This window comes from Streptomyces sp. NPDC021093, from assembly GCF_044333135.1.
Classification (GTDB): domain Bacteria; phylum Actinomycetota; class Actinomycetes; order Streptomycetales; family Streptomycetaceae; genus Streptomyces.
In genome coordinates this window covers 160,744-180,970 of sequence record NZ_JBIRQJ010000009.1, presented here as the reverse complement: position 1 = coordinate 180,970, position 20,227 = coordinate 160,744, and the positions used below count along the sequence as shown (strand labels likewise).

Genomic DNA, 20,227 nt, shown 5'->3' with positions numbered 1-20,227 from the left:
CCTCCTTCCTCAACGCCCGTGGGCCGCGATCGCGGTAATGGTCAGATGGGAGGCGACGAACACGCGGTCGCCGCCCACCGTCCACAGAAATCCCACGTCCGGCTGGCTTGAGTCGCTGTATTTCCACCGGGCTCTGCCGGTGGCCGCGTCGATGGCCCACAGCGTCTTGGCGCTGTCCGTGGCGAAGACGGTGTCGGCCGAACACTGAGCGTTTCTGCCGCCCAGCGTGAGTGATGCCTTGAACAGGTTGGCACCGCCCATGTCGCCGGCCCCGTCGAGCGTCGCGACCCACCGGGCCGTGCCATCGGCCGTAGCCAGGGCTACCAGGTCGCCGCCGACCGGTACGTAGACGGTCGTGCCGTCCAGGCTGGAGAACGGGGTTCCGATGTGGACCTGGTCCCCGTTCTTCGCCTCGAAGCGCTGATGCCACTTCTCGCTGCCCGTGGCCGTGTCCACGGCGAACAGCGTGTTGCCGGTGCCGCCGGCGAAGAGGAACAGCCCGGCGGCGTAGCACGTCAGCGGCCAACCCATGGTGAAGTAGGACGAGGCGTGCGGGACGGACACCTTCCAGCCGCGGGCGCCCTTCCTGCCGGCGTCGATCATCTGGACACGGCCGGGCTTCTTTGCCGGAACGGCCGAGGCGGCCAGCAGACGTGAGCCGGAGGGCGGCACGAGCACGTTGTTGATGTCCGTGCCCTCGACCTGCCACAGCCTCTTGCCGGTGGTGGCGTTGAACGCGCGGATGTAGCCGGTGGTCGGCTCCTCGGCCGAGAACTTCCCGTCGAACTCACGCACCTGACCGCATACGTAGACCGTGTTCCCCGCGGCCGCCACGTAGTTGCTCCGGTACTTGGATATGAGCTTGGCGCCGCCGGGATCGCCTGCGGCGAGGTTGATCGCCCACTTCGCTTTCCCACTGGCGGCGTCGAACGCCGCCAGCAAGCCTGACTGACTCGGTGTGTCGCAGAGCAGGTAGAACACTCCGTCCACGTAGGCCGTCGGGTACCTGAACAGGCCCGTGCCGGAGTCGCTGGCCGTGTTCAGCGAGTCGAACGCGCGATTGCCGGTCGCGGCGTCCAGGAAGGACGTGGCCTTCTTCCCCACCACCATGATCACCTTGTCGGAGGCTTCCAGGCAGTTGGGGGCGTACTTTCCGGCCCGTGACCACGCCTCGGCGGCGTCGGGCCCGGCCAGGACGACCGGTTCCGGTCCGTCCGCCGAGGACGGTGGCGCGGAGGGGGCGGACGGGGATCGTAGGCCTGACGGAGGGGCCGGCCGCGCACTGGTCCCTGGCCCGCCCGCCCGGCCCTCGGGGGCCGGGGACGAGTCGCCGGAGAACGCGAGTGCCGCCGCCGCTCCGCCGAGTAGCGCCGCTCCGCCGGCCAGACCGATGATCAGGTTCCGGCGGCTGACACCTGTCCCGGCGGCGGGCACCGGCGGCGGCGGAACGGGGCCCCGGGCGCCGCCCCCGGTGGCGGAACCCACCGAGGCGGCCGCTGCGGCCATGTCGGCGGTGACCGCCGCCGGCAGCCAACTGCCCGCCGGCGCAGGTAGGTCCTGATGCTCCAGGTAGTCGACGAGTTGCTCCGCCGTGGGGCGATCCGCCGGTTCCGGGTACAGGCAGCCGCCGATCACCTCGCGCAGCGACGCGGGCAGGGCGCCCGTGTCCTGTTCGCCTCCGGAAGCTGCGAACAGCACGGTCGATCCGAGGGCGAAGATGTCGTCCGTCGGCGAGGAAGCCGGGCTTCCGGCGGGCTCCGGCATCCCCAGGACGCTGATGCGGGGCCCGTCCATGGTCAGCAGCACCGAGTCCGGGTCCACCTCGCCGTGGACCGTTCCGGCCTCGTGGAGTGTGGCCAGTGCCCGGGCGAGGCCGTCGGCGAGCACGCGCAGCGCCGGTTCGGCCAGCGCCCCGTGCCGGTCCACCACGTGCCGGAGCGACAGTCCGGCGGTGAACCGGGTCGCCAGCCAGGGAACCGGCGCGTCGGCGTCGGCATCCACTATCGGTACGAGGAAGGCGCCGGACAGCGTTCGTGACGCCTGGACGGTGGCTCGGAACCGGTGCCGGAACCCCGGGCCAGCGGCCCGTTCTGGTCCCACGACCGTGACCGTGACGAGTAGTCCCTCGTCGGTGCGGGCCGCGAAGAGTTCGCTTCCGCCGACCGTGCGCTCTCTTTGGAGCAGCACGTAGGGCCCGATCCGCTGCGTCCCCTCTGTTCCGGGATGGTTCATCGTCAGCCCCTCACGTCAGCCTGATCGTCTGATCACGGGCCGCTTGGTAGGCGCTGCCGCCGCCGGACACATGGGCCGTCATGGTCGTGGGCGGGCCAGGATCGGCGGTCGGCGCCGAGCCCTGCCCGGGGTCGGTAGCGGTGCCGGCGGCGGTACCGGACAAGAGAGCGGTCAGCGCGTCGCCCAAGTGCTGCAGGCCGTCCGGTAGATGGGTCTCCGGGACCCGAAGGAACTGCAGGCGCCCCAGCTCCGCCATCTCGACGGGCAGTACCGAGGCGTCGGGCAGCATCGTCGCGTCACCCAGAAGCACCGGGACGACTCGGTTTCCGGCCCGCAGAGCCGTAGCGATCTCCAAGCGGACCCAGTCATGGGCCCGGTCCAGGAGCCGCACACCGTCCTCACCCCGCGCGTCGAGCCACCCCGGCCCGATCAGTACGCACATGAGTTTGCATTCGGCAGCCTGGCTCAGCAGGATCTCGGCGAAATCGGCACCGGGTGGTATCGACTGGCTCGACTTGAAGATCTTCTCGGCACCGAGGCGGTCGGACAGCGCGCAGAATACGCGCTCCCGCATCCACCGGGAATCCTGTTTGCGAAAGCTGAGGAAGACGCTCGGCACATTTGCCCCTTCTCCGGCAGGTGTTGACTGCAAGGATCGTGTTCACCCTAGGGGCGGAATACGCCCTCGGTGGCTATTCCCCGAGGATTGAATAACCGCCGCATATCTCCCCGTACGCTGGCGGGTATGGATCCGGCAGACGGCACGGCAGCGACGACGACCTCGGCGGGGAGAGCCACGAGCACGCGTCTGCCGCCGGGCGACTTCGGCGTCGTCCTGGCCACGCTTCGGGCGCGCAACGGCTGGAGCGTGCGCGAATTCGCCCGGCGGGCCAACGTGTCCGAAGGGCAGATCTGCAATCTGGAGAGCGGATTGCGCAACCCGTCGCCCGCCGTGGCGGCGGCCTGCGACGCGGCCTTCGGCACCGGCGGGGACATGGTCGAGTTGGCCGGGTCCGGGCGCCGCGGCGCCCGGACCGACGACATCGTCGAGTCCGGCCCGGTCATCGTCGGATACGAGCGGGTCCTGAGGGAGCTGAAGGGCATCGGCAGGTCCACCGGACCGAGATTCGTCACCACATCGATGAAGTCGATCACCCGAATCCTGACGGACGCCGGTCAGCACGCCGTTGGCGATCAGCATGCCGAAATCTGGTTACTGGCCTCGAAGTTCGCCGAATACACGGGGTGGATGGCGCAGGAGGCGGGAAATCCCGCGGAGGCATTGCGCTGGACGAATCTCGCTGTCCGCTGGGGTGCACTCGGCGGGGACGAAACGGTGGCCGCCTACGCCCTGGTCCGCAAGGCGTACATCGCCCAGCACCGCGGCGATATCTGTGCCGCGCTCGAATTCGCTGACCAGGCGGTACGCCACCCGGCAGCGAACCCGGTGATCCGCGCCCACGCCGCCCGACGCGCGGCTCAGGGGCATGCGTGCCGTGGTGATGCCAGAGCCTGCCGGGACGCACTGGAGCGGTTCAGAAGCCACATCGCCGAGATCACCGGCGACCGTCCACCGCACTGGGGCCCCCGCGTCGGGAACGGCAGCCCGCACCTCCTCGAAGCATCCTGCATGCTCAGCCTCCGCCGCTTCGACCTGGCCGCCGACCTCTTCGCCACCGAGCACGGACCGGCCATTCCGGCGGACAGCAACTCCCGGGCCCGCTTCGCGGTGCGGCAGGCGACAGCCCTGGCCGGTGTCGACTGCCTCGACGACGCCTGTCACATCGTGGACGCCACGCTGCCCGTGATCAAACTCATCGACTCCGCCACCGTCCGCGCGGATTTGGCCCGATTCGTGGAGGAAGCCCGGCTCCGGCGAGCCAGCCCGGGCCAGCTCACCCTGATCGACGCATCAGCCGCCCTCGCGACCGGCTGACAGTGCAGAGCCCCGAATCAAAGTTCTTGGCCGCCCGGCCCTGACGTCGTCGGCTCCTGGGCCTTCACCGGCGCCCATCTCGTCGAGTACGTCCGCCTGTTGCCCGCCCTCACCGCCCGGTTCGACCTGGCGGGCCTGGTGACGGCGTTCCCGTTGGAGGAGCACGCCGACGCGCTCGCCGCGGTCGCCGCCGGATCGGTGATGAAGGCGGTACTCACGTCCTGATACCGGACGTGCCTCGACCCGCGCGTGCCCTGACACCGCACGTGCCCGATGCCCACCTCCTGGCGTACCGCCCACACCCCGCGGCACGCCAGTGACGGTGAAAGGACGGCCCGGCCGCGGCTCACCGCCGCGGCCGGGCCGTCACGCCGTCCGCCCGTGCGCCCGCCGTACGGGCCCCTGACCAGGGCACCGGCTCACCCGACGAGCGCCCCGAGCGCCTTCTCCGAGGCCGGGTCGTCGGGGAGGTAGGCCAGCAGATGGTGACCCGGCTCGTCCACGGCGGCGAGTTTGACGTAACGCAGCCGCAGATCCCCGGCAACCGGGTGCCGGAAATGCCGTACGGCGGGGTGGAACGCCGAGGTCTCCCGACGGTCGTACCAACGGGCGGCGTCCGGATCGGCAAGCAGCTCCTCGGCGATCTCGGAGTATCTGCCGTCCTCCGGGTGTCGGGCCGCCTGCGCCCGGAACTGGCCAAGGAGGCTTCGCGCCTCCGACTCCCAACTGGCCAGCAGTGTACGGGCGGGCTGCCAACAGAAGACCAGCCACAGCAGATTGCGCTGCTTGGGCGCGAGGCGCGCCAGGTCGGTGAGGAGCGCGCTGTACCCGGCGTTCCAGGCCAGCAGGTCCCAGTGCGGGTCGAGCACCGCCGCCGGGTTCGGGGCGAGCGACTCCACCAGTGACAGCAGATTGCGCGACACCCATCCAGGCGCGTGCCCGGCCCGCGCGGTGTGTTCCATGAACGACAGCACATGCGCGGTTTCGTCCGCGTTCAGCCGCAGCGCCCGCGCCACCGACCGCAGCACCTGCTCCGACGTCCGCACCCGGCCCTGCTCGAGCCAGGCGTACCAGGAGGTACTGACCCCTGCCCTCTCCGCGACCTCCTCGCGCCGCAGCCCCGGGGTGCGGCGCCGCGGCGAGCCGGGCAGCCCCACGTCGGCGGGTGCAAGGCGCTCACGGCGGGAGCGCAGAAAGGCGCCCAGTTCGCAGCGCGGGTCGTCGGGCTTGTTGCCGTGCACGCCCCGCACCCCTCCTACTGCTGTCGCCCTGATCCGTTCACGGGTCCGTACGCCGTGCCCGCAGGGTGTGAGCAAGGGTAATCGGCTGCGGGGCCGCGTGGCCAACCTGCGGTGATGGACTGGTGAACGCCGGGCCGACAGGACCGGCAGGCATGGACACAAGGAGCCCCATGAGCACGGCCGACTCACCCCCAGCCACCCCCACACCCACCCCCGAACCCCCTTCACCCACACCCCCTTCACCCACACCCCCTTCACCCACACCCCCTTCACCCACACCCTCTTCAGCCACCGCCGCGATCTCTCCCGCCGGCCCGACTGCCTCATCGATGACCGCCGCCTCGCTGCGCCTGCTGCGCGCCGCCGGCTTCGTCAGCAACTTCGACCGCTTCTGCATCACGCCGATGGTGATACTCATCGGCATCCAGCTCGGCGCCCCGCTGCCCACGGTGATGCTCGCCGCCAGTGGCTACTTCCTCGCGTACGGCCTGATGCAGCCGGTCTGGGGCCTGGCGAGCGACCGCCTCGGACGGGTGTGGGTGATGCGGTTCTCGCTGGCCGGAGCCGCCGTCGCCGCACTCGCCTCGGTGCTCGCACCCAACACGACCGTGCTGATCGTGGCCCGTGTCGCGGCCGGGGCATTCTTCGCCGCCTCCATCGCCGCGTCCATCACCTACGTCGGGGACACCGTGCCCGCCGCGGTCCGCCAGCGTCCGCTCAGCGAGCTGATGACTGCGTTCGCACTAGGCACCGCGGTGGCCACCATCATCGCCGGCGCATTGGCGCACTACGTCAGCTGGCGCCTGGTCTTCGCCCTGCCCGGCCTGCTCGCCGCCTACCTGGCAGTCGCCCTGCGTCGGCTGCCCGAGCCACCGCGCGAGGCGTCCGGTGCGCTGCTCGCCCCGTTCAAGGTCGTACTGCGCTCCCGCTGGCAGTGGTACGTCATGGCCGTCGCGATGCTCGAAGGCGCCGTCCTGCTGGGCTTCTTGACCTATATCGCACCGACGCTGGAGGCCCAGGGCGCCTCGGCAACGCTGGCCGGCGCGGTGTCCGCGCTCTACGGAGTGGGCTCGATGTCCGCGGCGCAGATCGTCAAGCGGCTGGTCGGGCGCTGGTCGCCGGTGCTGCTGATCGTGGCCGGCGGGATGCAGATGCTGGTGGCCTTCGGCCTCGCCGCGGCCAGTACGTCGGTGCCCTCGCTGGTGGGGTGCGCCCTGCTGCTCGGTGGCGGCTGGGCGTTCATGCACTCCACGATCCAGTCCTGGGCCACCGCCCTATCCCCGACGGCCCGCGCCACAGGCGTCGCGATGTTCGGTCTTGCCCTGTACGTCGGCAGCGCGCTCGCCAGCGCCCTGGCCGCCGGACCCGCCGAACACCATGCCTACCGGGGCATGTTCCTGACGGCCGCCCTCCTCACCATCCCGCTGACCATCGCCGCGGCCGTGGGCCGCGCCCGCTACCGGGGGTGAGTGGTGCGGGGCCCCGTGCTGCACGCCTGGCGGGCGTGGGGCGGGGTGGACGTCGGTGCCGAGGCGGGCGCCGTGCTCGATGGCGGTGGTGCGGTAGCAGGCCTCAGCCCAAGACAACGCTGGCCGCACTGCCCTGCGCGACCGGACCGCGACCCGATCCGGTGAACTACGCGACCAGGCCGGGCACTTGACCGCCGACCCGGCCGAGAAGCCAGCGCGACTTACGGACCTGGACCTGTCAGGTACGGGCCTCGCGCTGCTCTTCGCGGGCCGGAATCGGCACGGCCGACGGCTGCCACTCTCGCCTGAGCAACCCGAATACCCAGGTGTCGGACACCTCACCGTTCACGACGCACTCCTCCCGCAGCGCCCCTTCACGCACGAATCCGATCTTCTCCAGGACCTGGGCAGATGCCACGTTGCGCGTATCGGTTTCGGACTGGACCCGGTTCAGGTCCAGTGTGTCGAACGCCCACTGCAGCAGGGCGTGCGCGACCTCCGTCGCGTAGCCGTGGCCCCACATCCCGTCGCCGAGGCAGTAGCCCAACGACGCGCTGCGGTAATCCTCGTCCCATCCGGTCGGACGCACCAGCCGACGAAAGCCCAGGCACCGCCATCCAGCAGGTCGTGCACGCCTTCGACCAGCACTCCGGCCGGGCAAGCAGGATCCACGACCCCGAACCCTCCGCTCACCGGTCGGAGTTACCGCAGCCGGGGGAGGGGCGGACGAGGAGTGATGCAGTCGGACTCGGAGGTCGGCGGCCCTCTTTCAGGACCATGGAGAACACCATCGGGGGCGGCGTGCCGTCTCTTCGCCCTGCCGGTGAAGCCGGTGTACCTGCTCGGGCACCCGCGAGGGTGTGCCCCACCGTCAAGGGCTGACAGCCGGTGCCGTGGGCCCAGGGCACCGGCCGTGACGTGCCGGGGCAGTGCTCAGGCAGGGTCGAGGCGGGAGGTCTTGCCGCCGAGGTCGAGCACGTACAGTTCCCCGGAGCCGTCCTGCGCGAACGACACCACCTCGCCGCCGTTCACCCCGAGGTCCGTCTGCCCGGTCACCTTGCCGTCCTCGATCCGCAGCGTACGAACGGTGCCGTCGCAGTAGTCGCTGTAGACGTACTGGCCCGTCAGGTCGGCGATGGCCTCGCCCCGGTAGACGTATCCGCCGGTCACCGAGCAGGCCAGACCGCTGCGGTCGTACTCGAACACCGGTGGCACATGGTTCGCCGGCAGAAGCATGGGCCTATCAAAGATCCTTGCGTTCAGGCAGCGGAGGTAGTGCCGCGAGGGCACTGTTCGGTCCGCGACTGGTCCGAGAAGGAACCCCTTGAGGGGTGAATGGTGATGCAGGGCTCATGAATGATTACAGTGTGTGATCCTTTGTGGGGGTTGCCTGGGATGCAACGCAGCGTCCAGGCAACCCACTTGAAGCTCCAGAAGAAGCCCAACTTGTTCGGCGAGTACGAGACGAGGAGGTTCTTCGTCTGCTGGCGGTACATGGGCCATTAGCTTCCTGGCCAGCCAAAATGCCGTTCTGTGCGTCGTGTTGGACGGCACTGGCCCGTGATTGGCCTGGATCTTGGTCTGCTGGGGACCAGTTGTCAGGCCGGTCGGCCGCAGCGGGCGGCCTTCGTGACGTCTGACGATGCATGCGTGCGTGGCCGTGCCCAGGCGGGGTGCGGTCCTCGTCACGACGGACCGCACCCCTGGACGCGTGGCGGGGGCCAGCCAACAAGGCATGCAACGTCATGCAACCGCACCCCCGTAGCTCCCTAGGGCTCAGTCCCGTGCCAGCAAGGCTTCCGACCACCCCTCGGCATCCGCACCCAGCCGGTACCTCAGAAACTTCTTCATGTGTCGGCGGTGCGACCGGACCGTGGCGGGTGACAGGCCCAGCACGTTTCCGACCTGGGAATCGCTCCAGCCGTCCGCGGTCAGGAGGAGAACCTGGGCCTGGCGCTGCGGCAGGCCGGCCAAGACGTCCCGGATGCGATCGGCGGCTGCCAGGTCTTCGGGGCTCCAGCCGAACGCCGAGCGGAACATGCCCTCGAAGGAGTCGAGGAACCCCTCCACGGGCACGAAGACCTCACGGCCCGCCTTCTCCATGGCCCGCAGGGCCTTCTTGGCCGCGACCCTGCGCAGGTACCGGTCGGGGTGCGCCATCCGCCCGATCCGCGGCCAGTTGAACCACGCCAGTTCCATCGTGTCCTGGACGACGTCCTCCGGATCCAGACAGACCTCGAACCAGGAATCCCGGAACACCTTGCGGACCAAGCCGATCAGCCTGCCCCGGTGCTCGGTGCAGAACTCCTGGAAGTCCTGGACGCCCAGGTGTTCCTCGACGAGCTCGAAGGGAAAGCCATCGACGTCGCCGTAGCGCTTGTCCGGAACCGGCGCCCCGGGGACGGGCGGCAGTACGTCCTCGCCGACCTCTTCGATGACGAAGTAGAGGGGCGGCTTGTCAGGGGGCGCGTACCTGACGAGCCGAGGCGCGGCCGGGCTGTGCTTCACGGCGGAGAGCGGTCGCACCCGGTAGGAAGAATCAGCGGTCATCAGCTGCAGCAACTGGTCGGCAGTGCTGTCCTGTTCGGCCAGCCGGGCCCGAAACTCGCACAGCACCGAGTGATCGAGACCAGGATCTTCCAGCTCAAGGCCGATGGCGTGTGAAGTAGGCTGCCGACGAGGTGCCCCTGGTTGAGGTCCTTTTCCGACGGCCCCTTCCTGAACCGGGCATGCGGCCTATCACCGCACCCGGCTCTCCAGTGTCGTGCTTCGTGGGCTGCTGCGTGTGGGACGTCCAGCGTGGATGTCCTGGTGGCAGCGTTGACGGACGACCAGGGTTTTGCGACGACGTGCAGCCATCGTCTGGGCCCAGGCAGATCGCCGGGGCCGCCCCTTGACGTGCAGATCTTTGAGGCGACGGATGTGATGGACGTCCACATCCTTCCGCGAACCGCAGAGTTCACAGACCTCAGCCAGGAGCCGTTGCAGCAGCTCTGTCCGATCACCGTTCCAGACCTTGTGGGGCAGTTGTGGGTAGACGCCGAGGGTGGCGGCCAGCGGATCGCCGTTGGCCAACTGATCGGTGGTGTCGATCTCCACCGTGAGCGTGATGTTCTCGATCGACGCGCCGGACAGCCGCAGCGCCTCACTGCGGGCGCTGCCGGCCCCCGTCCCGCCACTGGGTGCCCGCGCCTGCAACGTCCGGGTCATCTCGTCCGGGTTGTACTGGAACACGACGAGGCCGGCGAGCGGGTTCATCGGGTCCACACCGACCAGCGCACCGCGGGCAGAGCGCGGCGACCCGGGGAACCCACTCATCCGCACGGCCTCAGACAGATTTGCATGCCGCGGTACTGGTCCGCCCCTGTCACTTCACCGTCACTGCGTTGTCACTCGGTACCTCCGCCGGTGCCAGTCCGGGACACTTCAGAATGATTGCGCGCAGAACCCAGGAACTGGTCTGCTATGTCTGCCGGTTGGCCGAGGCTGGACGGAATGAACTCGGACGAGGAGGCGTACGGCATGGACGAGGTGGTCCTCGACGTAGCCCGCACCATCCGGCCGTACCTTGCCGGTCTGATCGGAGAGGACGCGGAGGTGCTCGACCGGAACCTTGTCAGGCTGCTCGGTCGGGCGCGGGCCGGCGCGGACGTGGACGAGGCAATCCTTGACCTGTTGAGCGAGTCGCCGGCGACACACGCGTGGACAGCGTCCGTGCTCGGAGACGAACGGCATCTGCCGCCGGATCTGCAGTCCAGGGCCGAGCGGTCAGGCGACAAGGGGGGATACACGCCGTTGGGCAATCCACACGGTGGCGATCCCGTTGATGCCGAGCGGTACGTCTGCCCTGAGGACGGCGCCTACGCGTGGTGGCGGACGTCGGTCGGACAGTCGATCCCCGACTGTCCCGATCATCCGGGAGTGGGGCTGGTGTCGCGGTGAAGGCACTCTGATCGTGGGGAAGTTCTGGGAGAGCGTCGGCGGCAAGCTGGCGGAGCGGTGGGCCGCTGTCTCGGTGCCGGCTCTGGTGTTCTGGCTGGGCGGGCTGCTCGCCTGGACGCGTGCCCGAGGCGGGCCGCACGCGTGGGAGGCGTCCGCGGACTGGCTCGGCCGACAACCCGGTGGCGCGCAGGCGGTGGTTCTGTTGGCGCTGCTCTGTGCTGTGGGCGCCTCCGGAGTGGTGATCGACCGGCTGACAAGGCCGATGCTGGCGTTGTTGGAAGGCTACTGGCCCGCGCCGCTGCGGCCGGTCCGCAGACAGTTGACCGAGAGGGTGAGGCGCAAAGCGCGCGCTGCGGGAGACGAATTCCAGACGCTGGCCGGGCCGGTCCACGACGGCAGCGCGACGCCTGAACAGCGTGCACGGTACACGCGTGTCGACAGACGACTTCGACGCCTGCCCACTGGGCCGCGGCTGCTGCCGACGCGTCTCGGCAACGTGCTGCGCGCCGCCGAGACCCGACCGATCGACAAGTACGGGCTGGATGCGGTCGTTGTCTGGCCTCATCTGTGGCTCCTGCTGCCCGATGCGCCCCGTAGCGAACTGGCCGCTGCCCGCAGGTCCTTGGACGCCTCGGTCGGCGCCTGCGTGTGGGGGATCCTCTTCACCGCCTTCACGCCCTGGACGCTGTGGGCCCTGCCCATCGGGCTCGCAGTCGCCCTGGCAGCCACGTTTGTATGGGCCCCCGCCAAGGCCGAGGTCTTCGCCGACCTGCTGGAAGCCTCGTTCGACCTGCATCGAGGGGCGCTGTACACCCAACTGCGATGGCCGTTGCCGGACAACCCCGCCGACGAGCGGATCAAAGGACGCCGGATCACGACATATCTCATGCGAGGGCTGGACGGTGCGAGTCCGACGTTCACCGGCGGTGAGCCGCCCGCCGCGGTAGGGCCGGGCAGCGGCGCCACCGGTACCTCGCCCCCACCACCGGCCAGTACGACCCCACCGCCGTCTCCGTAGGAGGCCGAGAAGATGACATCGGACGACGCCGTCAGCCGACTCGCAGCCCTGATCGGCGCGGATTCCCTGGATGAGGCGGAGCAGATCATCCGCCGGGACGGGGAACTCACCAACGATGCGAGCATGGAACTGCTCCAGGAATGGGCCGAGCAGGCGGCCGCCGGCGGAGACAGGGAAGCCGCCGACGTTTTCTCGTCGCATGCGCGGCTGCTGTACCGCTGCCGGATCGTCGGTGTGGCCGAGACCTTCGGCGAGATTCGCGGACGCCCCATCGGGGTTACCGATGCCTGGGAGCGCGCCAACGACGCGACCGCCGCGTACGAGAACGACGGAGACGAGACGGATCTGGCGAACGCGCAGGAGGCATGGCGGCAGGTACTCGACCTGGTGCCGTACGAAGAAGACCGCACGTCCCCGGAGGCACGCACGGTCTCGCTGGACGGACTCGCCCGCCTGCTGTTCTCCCGCCCGATGGGGGAGACACCCAGGAGTCCGGATGAGCTCGACGAGGTAGTGAGCCTATGGCGCCAAGCCGCGCACGAGACCGCCGACGCATCGGACAGCGCCGTCTACCGCACCAACCTGGGGGCGGCGCTCGCTCGGCGGTACGAGATGAAGGGTGACACCCGGGACTTGGCGGAGGCAGCCACCGCCTTCACGGCGGCCTCGGAGACCGCCTCGGCAGAGGTCCTTACCCGGGCCAGCGCGTTGACCGGTCTGGGAAACGTGCTGGTCGCCCAGTTCGAGTCCGACCGAGCCGCAGCCGACGTCGATGCCGCGCTTCATGCACTGGAGCGGGCGGTCGACCTTGTGGACGCCGACGACCCGGTCCGAGCCGAGTTCGTCAACAACCTGGGGCTCGGGCTGCTTAACCGATACGAGGCAGTCGGTGCGATCGAGGACCTCGACCGCGCGGTGGAGACTCTTGAAAACGCGCTGCAGGTGCTGGACGAGGAGTCACCGGAACTGCCCGGCGCCTTGGCCAACCTCGGCAACGCACGGCTACAGGCGTACGAGAGCGGCGCGGATCAGGCCGACCTTGAGCGTGCCTTCGAGGCCCTGGAACAGGCGCTGGCCCACCACTCGCTCTCCCTCTCGGAACGGTCCGGATGTCTCAACACGTATGGCGGCTGCCTGTTGGCCCGACACACGCGCCACGGCAGTCTCGACGACCTCGACGTGGCGATCGACGGGTGCGAACAGGCGGTAGCGGACACCCGGGCCTCCGCACCCGAGCGAGCCGTCTACCTGAACACCCTTGCCTCAGCGAGACGGGAACGCTTCCTGCGCACCGGAGACGGCGCAGAGCTGCGCCGGGCGGTCGCGGCCGCGGAGGAGGCGGTCGAAATGACCAGCCCCGACGCCACGGAACGGGCGCGCCGCCTCGCCACGCTCGCCGACTGCCTGGCGACCACCCCCGGAGCGGAGGGCGTCCAGCCGGGCCTGATCGATCGGATAGTGGGCTGTTCCCAGGAGGCGTTCGACCTCACCCCGCATGACTCCCCGCAGTGGTGGGTGTACGCGAGCAACCTCGCCGCCGGTCTGCTCGACCGTTATGAGATCGGCCGGGTTCCGGACGATCTCGACCACGCGTGCCGCCACTACGAACAGGCGATCGCCGCGGCCGGACCGCAGCTGCCCGAGATGGCTGCCCTCTGGTACAACCTCGCGGTGAGCCTCCGGCTGCGGTACGAACACGGTGGTGGCCCTGAAGATCTCAGCAGGGCGACGGTGGCACTGCGCCGTGCCGGCGGCCTCGGACTTGCGCACAGCCCGCAGGTCGCACTCCTCGCCGCCCGCACTCTGGGCGACTGGGCTGCCGACCGGAAGTCGTGGGACGAGTCCGCACGTGCGTACGCGGTCGGGCTGGAGGCCATGCACCGTCTGGTGCGGGCGCAGTCCACCCGGGCGCAGCGCGAGACATGGCTACGCGCAGCCCAACGGCTTCCGGCACGCGCGGCATTCGCCATGGTCATGGCCGGTCGCGGCGCCGAGGCCGCCGTCGGCTTCGAGCGCGGCCGGGCGCTGGTCCTCTCCGAGGTCCTGGAACGCGAACGAGTCGACTTGTCCCGTCTGCGCGCCTCCGGGCACGGCGACCTCGCTGATCGCTACCAGCAGGCCGCCGAACAGGTGACCGCACTCGAGCGAAGTAGTCCCGGCGATGCCACGCTGCAGTTCGCCCGGCCTTCGGCTTCGCGACGGCGAGACGCACACCGCGTCGCCCGAACGGAACTGGAAGGGGCGATCGCGGCGATCCGTACCACGGATGGCCTGTCCGATTTTCTGCGGCAGGATTCCGGGCAGCGGTCGCCCCGGTCGGCGGACGGCACAGCGGTGGTCTATCTGGCGCCCGCACCGGCCGGCGGGCAGGCGATCGTCGTAGACAGCGGTGTCCGCGCCATCGCCCTGCCAGCTCTGACCGAGTCGGCGGTCGCGTCCGCTGCCGCGGAGTTCCTGGCCGCGCAGACGGGGCGATCCGCCTCGGTGGCCGCGTGGGAGAAGTGTCTGGACAGTGTCACGCGTTGGCTGTGGGACGCCGTGATGGCATCAGTGCTCCCGGCACTTGAAGGGCACGAACATGCCGTTCTCGTGGCTGCCGGCGAGCTGAACCTGCTGCCACTGCATGCTGCCTGGCGGCCCGCGCAGACTGCGAGCGGCCGGTGGTACGCGATGGACCAGCTGCTGCTGACCTACGCACCCAACGCCCGGGCTCTGGAAGTGTCGCGGCGACTCGCGGCCGGAGCCGACGCAGCGAGTTTGCTGATGGTCGACGCCGCTGGTTCCGAGCGAGCCGCGGACCTTTCCACGATCGGCCATGAGGTGAACGCCGCGCTCGGTCAGTTCCGCCGACACCAGCGGTTGACCGGCGTCCGGTGCTCCGCACAGAGGGTCCTGGCCGCGCTGCCGGAACATCCCGTGCTGCACTTCGCCTGCCACGGCGTCGCGGATCTCACCAGCCCGCTCGACAGTGCGCTACTGCTGGCGCACGGGGAACTGACGCTGCGCGATGTACTAGAACAGCGGCTGCCGTCGGCCAGGATCGCCGTGCTGTCGGCCTGCGAAACCGCCATGTCGGGTACCGCTCTCCCCAACGAAGTAGTCGGGCTGCCGACTGGACTGAGCGAGGCCGGTGTCGCCGGGGTGGTCGGCAGTCTGTGGCAGGTACCCGACATCACGACCACCCTCGTCATGTCCCTGTTCTACCAACTGTGGCGCGAGGACGGACTGGGGCCGGCCCAAGCGCTGCGCGGCGCCCAACAATGGGTACGCGACAGTACGAACGCCGACAAGGCGGCACGATTTCCGGACATCCTCGAGGTCGCCAAGCCCGACATGCCAGCACTGCACCGCCGCTTCTGGCAAACGGCGCGGGCACACACCAACCCCGCCTTCTGGGCCGCATTCACCTACATCGGGGCGTGAAGCGCACGCGCCCATTCTGCCCTTGGCTCTTTGGGCATCGTTCGTTCAAGTTGGCCGGTAGCGGTTCCGCGTACGCTCCGGTCCTTCGTCGTGAACGGGGGCATGAACCTTCCCGTCAATCCCCCCGTTCAGAGCCTGGTCATGATCCCCGATCGGCTGCGGTGAATTCGGGTGGGGCTCGGCGGCAGGCCGGGCACCGCCAGAGGGTGGCGATCAGTGCTGTCTGGAACAGGGACACGACCTGGTACAGGTTCAGGCCTTGTCCTCGTCTCTTGGGCTCAGGCGCTGTTCCAGGCAGAAGAGGTGTGCGGCGGAGGCGAGGGTGACGTGGTGGTGGAAACCCCGGTAGGTGCGGCCTCCGTAGTTGCCCAGGCCCAGGGCCTGCTCCATCTCGCGGTAGTCGGTCTCAATGCACCAGCGGCTTGTGGCATGCCGGACCAGCACCGGCAGCGGCGTGTGAGGGGGCAGGTCGGTGATCCAGGAACGGAAGATGTCTCCGCCGTGCTTGCGGTTCCACTGGACGGGCAGCGTGCGCACTCCAGGCCGGGAGAGTTCCGGTGCTTCGCCGGAAGGGCGTGGCGAAACCGGCACGATTGGGCTGCTGTACGACGCCACCTCGGCCAGACGGAGGCGGGGTGATGGTCGACTCCGCAAGGCGTAGCCCACTTGGTCTGCTCGTCTACGAGCGACTGCCCGTGGAGAGCCTGGCTTCATCGGGCGCCGCTGTTTGGCTGCGAGTGACCGTGGTCACATTTATGGTGGGCTTGCAGTGGGGCGCGGCTGGGGGCGAGTGACGTGCATTGGGCAGATCTTCGACGGGACAAGGACATAGGGCGCCTGGGGGCGATGGCGGACGAGGTCCGATCCCTCGTGTCTGCGGCGGCGATCGAACTGGATCCACGGTCACAGGTCCTCGACCGCGACTGGATCACTCGGGTCGTCGACCGGGTGTCGGCAACGCTGTCCGTCATGGTGATCGGGCAGGTTTCCTCCGGGAAGTCGTCGTTGATCAACTCACTGCTCGGACGGAAGCTGCTGATCACCGACAGCAAGCCGACCGACGGTGTGGTAGCGGTTCTCAACCCGCTCGACGACGGGGCGCCGGAGGAGTACGCCGAGCGAATCTGGTCCGACGGCACCGTCACCCGGTTCGAATCGGTCGAGCGCGCCGTGGATTTCCTCCGTCAGCAGAAGGCGCTGAGTGAGCAGCAGGTGGCCTGCCGGGAAGTGCGGCTGTACCTGCGTGAGCCGTTGCTCCGCAGGCTTCGCCTCATCAGCACACCCGGCCTCGCCGATCGCCTGCAGGCATTCGAAGACGTGACGCTCCGGTACCTGCGGGAGGACGAATCGGATCTGGTCCTGTGGACCTTCTATCCGGAGAGCGCCGGGAACGCTGGAGAAGCTGGTGTCTTCGCCGGCGCGCTCGCGAACCGGAGGGAGGCGGTCCTGGGGGTTGTCACCAGGTCCCTGGAAGACCACGACGACGATCCTGAGTACGACCCGCACCGTGATCCGCGGCTGACCGGACCGGGCGGCGTGGTCGACGTGCTGCGCGAGAACCTCGGGGCCTATCTGACGGACATCGTGCTGTACGACTCCCACGAGGCACGACGACTGGTCGAGCGCCGGCAGCAGGAGCCGGCTCTGGCCGCCGACAGCGCGTTCCAGCGGGAGCTGGAACGCTGCGGTTACGTGTCCCTGCGTCAGGCACTGGACGACCTCGTGGGCCCCTTCGGCGAGCGGATCGAACGCTCCCGCGTGCGGTTGCTGCTCCTGCGGTGTGCCGGTCACGCCAAGGGCCTGGCCGACGTACTGGAGGCCGCGAAGAGCGAGTTCCGACGCCGCGCCGAGTTCAGCCGCGCGTATCTGCTTGAGTGGGCCCGGCTCGAACGTGAGGTGATCGAGCCTGCCCGGACGCGGATGCGGGACGAGATCCGAGCGGTTGCCGCGGAGCGGGCTCAGGAGCTCGCCCCGCTCTACGGACGCGCCAGCGCCGATACGGTGTCGGAGCACTTCACCCTGGTGCGGACGTTGGTGGGCGCGGCGAGGAACTGGGCGGGCACGGGTGAGTCCCCTGCGGACCGCCTCGACCGGCTGATCCGTTCCGCCATCGTGCGCGCCGAGAAGGAGATCTCCTTCTGGGAGCGGGTCAACGTCGGCGGCACATCCGTCACCGACGAGAGCCTTCGAAGGCTGCAACAGGATCTGCGGGACGTCGGGCAACTCGCGACCCCCGCCGACGAGGGTGGGGGAGAGGCCCCCGCTATGCCGCTCGGCCGCCCGGGGGCCGACGCCCAAGAGACCATGAACACAGCCGTGACGATCGCGGGGACGGTGGCCGCAAGGGCCGCGGTTGCGGCCGTGGGCAAGCTAATTGCTCAGCAAGCCGCCAAGGATGCAGCAAAGGAGACGGCCAAGGAGGCAGCCAAACAAGCTTCCAAAGAAGCCGCGAAGTCGGTCACGGCGATGCTCGGAGCCGCGGTGACGGTCGTCCTCGCCGCTCTCACGGCCGCTGACTTCCGCAAGCTGGGCACGGACTTCCGTGAGGACCGGGATGCCCTCGCCGACAAGCTCCGGGCGCGGTATGAAGCCGAGGAGGTGGCCTTCAATCGCCAGATCTTCGACCACCTGTGGGCCCCTGCCGAACGTCGGCTCGAGGCGATGCTCGGCGGCTCACGGGCCTCCCTCGCCCAGCGTGCGCAGGAGGTTGCACTGGGGGAGGAGAAGGCCGCTCGGGCACAGCAAGTCAGGGACCAGCTCACGGCCATGTCCCACGACTTCACGGAGCGGGCAGGGCGATAGGCGTGAGCGAAAGCAAGCCGCGTGCAGGCCGGTCGAGGCGCCGTGCACTGTCCGTGCCTGACCGTTTCCGCAGGGACTCGCTCGCGCTGATGGAGCGAGCGCACGCGCTGGCGTGCGACGTGGAGGGCAGGACAGAAGGCGGCGGCTCGGACACGACCCTGCTGCAGTTCGACCTCTTTGAAGTTGTCAACCTGTGGTCCGCGCGGGCGCCGCAGGTGCTGCTGCTCGGGGCCTATTCCTCGGGCAAGACCAGTCTGATGGCGCGACTGCTTGGCCTGGACTGGCTCCCCGTGGCCATGACGCCGACCACGGCCGTCCCCACCGAACTCCGCTTCGGACGCCGATCGAGGGGCCTGTTGCGGTTCCGAACCAAGGTCCGCATGGCCCTGCCGCTGCAGATCGAACGCCAAGCCCGGAGCAATGCCAAGATCCTGGCTGGCTGGCTCCGGTCGCCGGACGACTTCGGCGTACAGCAGATCCACGAGATCACTGGAGGCGACCGTACATCGGTGCGGGTACCGGTCCTCCTGGCCGAACTGGACCAGGAACTCGCAGGTTGCTCGGAGCAGCCCCTGCCGGCGCGGACGTTCGAACTCACCCTGCGGCGACGGGAGCCGGCTGAGTTCGACCTCGCCGAGCCGGACGCGTTCGCACATCACCTCACCGACCCCGGACTGGCACTGCTCCTGCACAAGGCCACCTGTGAGATCCCGCGTCCCGAGCTACGGCGCCTCACCTTCCTGGACACCGCGGGTCTGTGCTCGCCTGTGCCGTTGCATGCCGAGGTGTACGCAGAGCTCGTCCCGCCCAGGGCCGATGCGATCGTCGTGCTACTGGACGTCCGCCGTCCCGACTCGTACACCAACAATGCGGCACTGGAGGCGCTCCGCCGTTTCGTCCGGGTGCCCGACGACTACCGCCGCGTGATCTTCGCCTTCACCTGGTGGGACCGAGAGGTCAAACGGCTCATGAGTGCCGAAGACTACTCGACCGGTCCCGAGCGGGACTTCGGCTCCCGGCCCCAGCGGGAAGCCACGGCCGCTGAGCGGATGACCGAGCTCCGTGAGCAGCTGCGAGACCTGCTCGCAGACGTAGTGGGAGTCCCGCCGCCCGGCGAACCCGCGACCGCCTTCCTCGCACTGGCCGCTTCCGTGCCGGAGGAGATGCGGGGCGGGCCCGGAGATCTCTGCCGTCGTTTGGAGGAGGACTTCGCGGGGGAGTTGGGCGCCCGGATGTGGAGGGATCGCTGGCAGTCCGCCGTCGAGTTCGGTCCCCGTCTTCGCGAGGCGCACAGGCGGGCGTACGAGGAGGCGGGTCTGCGCTTGGAGCTCTCCGCTGCTGACACCAACCGTGAGTACGAGGCCCGGCGGATCGTACGGGAGCGGCAGCAACTGCAAGCTGCCGTCGAACGCTCCTGCCAGTCCGTGGCCCAGATCGTCCAGTCCTTGGAGCGGGCGATGCTGGTGGACATCGCGGCTCTGCGGACCAAGAAGCGCGTGCTGGAGTACGTTGGGGAAGGGTATGCCCGAGCGGTGGCCGGAGCGCTGGCCGTCCTGGCCGAGGCCGCAATGGAACAAAGCCGTGCGATCTTTGAACTTTGCCCTGAGGCCGCCGTACTGGAGCCTGTCGTGGTCGACGCACGGCTGCTGGCGCTCGACGAGGCGACGCGGAAACGGATCATGGCCCTCTTCACCGGTGCCGGGTACCGGCTCAGAGCCCTTTCTGACACCGCATTCGGTGGCTTCCATGAGTTCACCACGGCGGAGCGCGAGGCCGCTCGTGAAGAGCTCAGGGGCCGCCTGGGATCGGTGACTGACATCCTCTCCATGAGTGCGCGGGACTGGGCGGCGCGTGCCCGATTGATCGAGGGACAGGCCCTGGAGCGCTTGGAGCGACGCGCCCAGGTACTGACCGTCGACCGGGCCGAGGCCGAGCGCCTGCGTACAGCGCTGCGTGAGCGGTTGACCCACCTCGAGCTGCTGGAGCCGGAGGTCGCGGCGTTTGCCCACAACATTGAGGAGTTCGTGACGGGCCGTACCGCTCCCGTGGCAAGAGACGAGACATGGGTGCGGGGGTGGGTACGGAGGTGGATCACTTGAGTCCCGGACGGCTCGGATGATTTCCGTGGCTTCACTGAGCACCCGCGCTCGGTGCTCGGACCGGG

At 69.2% G+C, this 20,227-nt stretch carries 14 protein-coding genes and 2 pseudogenes; 8 read left to right on the top strand and 8 right to left on the bottom strand.

Features of this window, described 5'->3' with window-relative positions; all coding sequences use genetic code 11:
• Window positions 1-9: 9 nt before the first annotated feature.
• Together ACH4SP_RS28180 and ACH4SP_RS28175 are read right to left on the bottom strand one after the other, a co-directional pair.
• A complete protein-coding gene (locus ACH4SP_RS28180) occupies window positions 10-2,232 on the bottom strand; it encodes a PQQ-binding-like beta-propeller repeat protein (RefSeq protein WP_398418693.1) in 2,223 nt (740 codons plus the stop codon).
• A 10-nt stretch (window positions 2,233-2,242) separates the two neighbouring features.
• Window positions 2,243-2,851 carry a toll/interleukin-1 receptor domain-containing protein gene (locus tag ACH4SP_RS28175; RefSeq protein WP_398418691.1) on the bottom strand — a complete coding sequence of 203 codons (609 nt, stop codon included), beginning with the start codon at window positions 2,849-2,851 and terminating at the stop codon, window positions 2,243-2,245.
• 126 nt (window positions 2,852-2,977) lie between these two features.
• Here ACH4SP_RS28175 and ACH4SP_RS28170 point away from each other — a divergent pair, with 126 nt between their 5' ends.
• Window positions 2,978-4,168 carry a helix-turn-helix domain-containing protein gene (locus ACH4SP_RS28170; protein ID WP_398418689.1) on the top strand — a complete coding sequence of 397 codons (1,191 nt, stop codon included), beginning with the start codon at window positions 2,978-2,980 and terminating at the stop codon, window positions 4,166-4,168.
• A 99-nt stretch (window positions 4,169-4,267) separates the two neighbouring features.
• The gene (locus tag ACH4SP_RS28165; protein ID WP_398418688.1) at window positions 4,268-4,393 is read left to right on the top strand and encodes a hypothetical protein; all 126 of its coding nucleotides are present in this window, start codon (window positions 4,268-4,270) and stop codon (window positions 4,391-4,393) included.
• 194 nt (window positions 4,394-4,587) lie between these two features.
• Here the strand turns inward: ACH4SP_RS28165 and ACH4SP_RS28160 are convergent, their stop codons facing one another.
• Complete coding sequence (locus ACH4SP_RS28160; protein ID WP_398418686.1) at window positions 4,588-5,409, bottom strand: helix-turn-helix domain-containing protein; 822 nt, start codon at window positions 5,407-5,409, stop codon at window positions 4,588-4,590.
• Between the two features lie 329 nt (window positions 5,410-5,738).
• Between ACH4SP_RS28160 and ACH4SP_RS28155 the strand changes: the two genes are divergently transcribed.
• Complete coding sequence (locus tag ACH4SP_RS28155) at window positions 5,739-6,878, top strand: MFS transporter (protein ID WP_398418684.1); 1,140 nt, start codon at window positions 5,739-5,741, stop codon at window positions 6,876-6,878.
• A 238-nt stretch (window positions 6,879-7,116) separates the two neighbouring features.
• On the opposite strand, the pseudogene ACH4SP_RS28150 reads toward ACH4SP_RS28155, so the two are convergent.
• The 4 genes and pseudogenes from ACH4SP_RS28150 to ACH4SP_RS28135 all read right to left on the bottom strand — a co-directional run.
• Window positions 7,117-7,481, bottom strand: a pseudogene (locus tag ACH4SP_RS28150) (GNAT family N-acetyltransferase); the annotation flags it as partial.
• A gap of 330 nt (window positions 7,482-7,811) precedes the next feature.
• Window positions 7,812-8,105 (bottom strand): annotated as a pseudogene (locus ACH4SP_RS28145) (sugar dehydrogenase); the annotation flags it as partial.
• A 549-nt stretch (window positions 8,106-8,654) separates the two neighbouring features.
• Window positions 8,655-9,494 carry an RNA polymerase sigma factor gene (locus ACH4SP_RS28140; RefSeq protein ID WP_398418682.1) on the bottom strand — a complete coding sequence of 280 codons (840 nt, stop codon included), beginning with the start codon at window positions 9,492-9,494 and terminating at the stop codon, window positions 8,655-8,657.
• A 123-nt stretch (window positions 9,495-9,617) separates the two neighbouring features.
• Entirely contained in the window at window positions 9,618-10,136 is a 519-nt protein-coding gene (locus ACH4SP_RS28135; protein WP_398419142.1) for a hypothetical protein, read from the bottom strand.
• A 237-nt stretch (window positions 10,137-10,373) separates the two neighbouring features.
• Between ACH4SP_RS28135 and ACH4SP_RS28130 the strand changes: the two genes are divergently transcribed.
• From ACH4SP_RS28130 to ACH4SP_RS28120, 3 genes are read left to right on the top strand one after another with little or no spacing between them, the layout of a single operon-like run.
• Window positions 10,374-10,820, top strand: coding sequence for a hypothetical protein (locus tag ACH4SP_RS28130; RefSeq protein ID WP_398418680.1), 447 nt, complete (start codon window positions 10,374-10,376; stop codon window positions 10,818-10,820).
• Window positions 10,821-10,833: 13 nt separating this feature from the next.
• On the top strand, window positions 10,834-11,838 hold the full coding sequence (locus ACH4SP_RS28125) for a hypothetical protein (RefSeq protein WP_398418678.1): 1,005 nt from the start codon (window positions 10,834-10,836) through the stop codon (window positions 11,836-11,838).
• A gap of 12 nt (window positions 11,839-11,850) precedes the next feature.
• Window positions 11,851-15,261: a CHAT domain-containing protein gene (locus ACH4SP_RS28120; RefSeq protein WP_398418676.1), complete on the top strand. Its 3,411-nt coding sequence runs from the start codon at window positions 11,851-11,853 to the stop codon at window positions 15,259-15,261.
• 252 nt (window positions 15,262-15,513) lie between these two features.
• Here the strand turns inward: ACH4SP_RS28120 and ACH4SP_RS28115 are convergent, their stop codons facing one another.
• Complete coding sequence (locus ACH4SP_RS28115; RefSeq protein WP_398418674.1) at window positions 15,514-15,798, bottom strand: hypothetical protein; 285 nt, start codon at window positions 15,796-15,798, stop codon at window positions 15,514-15,516.
• Between the two features lie 309 nt (window positions 15,799-16,107).
• On the opposite strand from ACH4SP_RS28115, the gene ACH4SP_RS28110 reads away from it, so the two are divergent.
• Together ACH4SP_RS28110 and ACH4SP_RS28105 are read left to right on the top strand one after the other, a co-directional pair.
• Window positions 16,108-18,063 (top strand): dynamin family protein, encoded by a 1,956-nt coding sequence (locus ACH4SP_RS28110; protein WP_398418672.1) that lies wholly within the window; start codon window positions 16,108-16,110, stop codon window positions 18,061-18,063.
• A 53-nt stretch (window positions 18,064-18,116) separates the two neighbouring features.
• Complete coding sequence (locus tag ACH4SP_RS28105; protein WP_398418670.1) at window positions 18,117-20,162, top strand: dynamin family protein; 2,046 nt, start codon at window positions 18,117-18,119, stop codon at window positions 20,160-20,162.
• The last annotated feature ends 65 nt before the right edge of the window (window positions 20,163-20,227 follow it).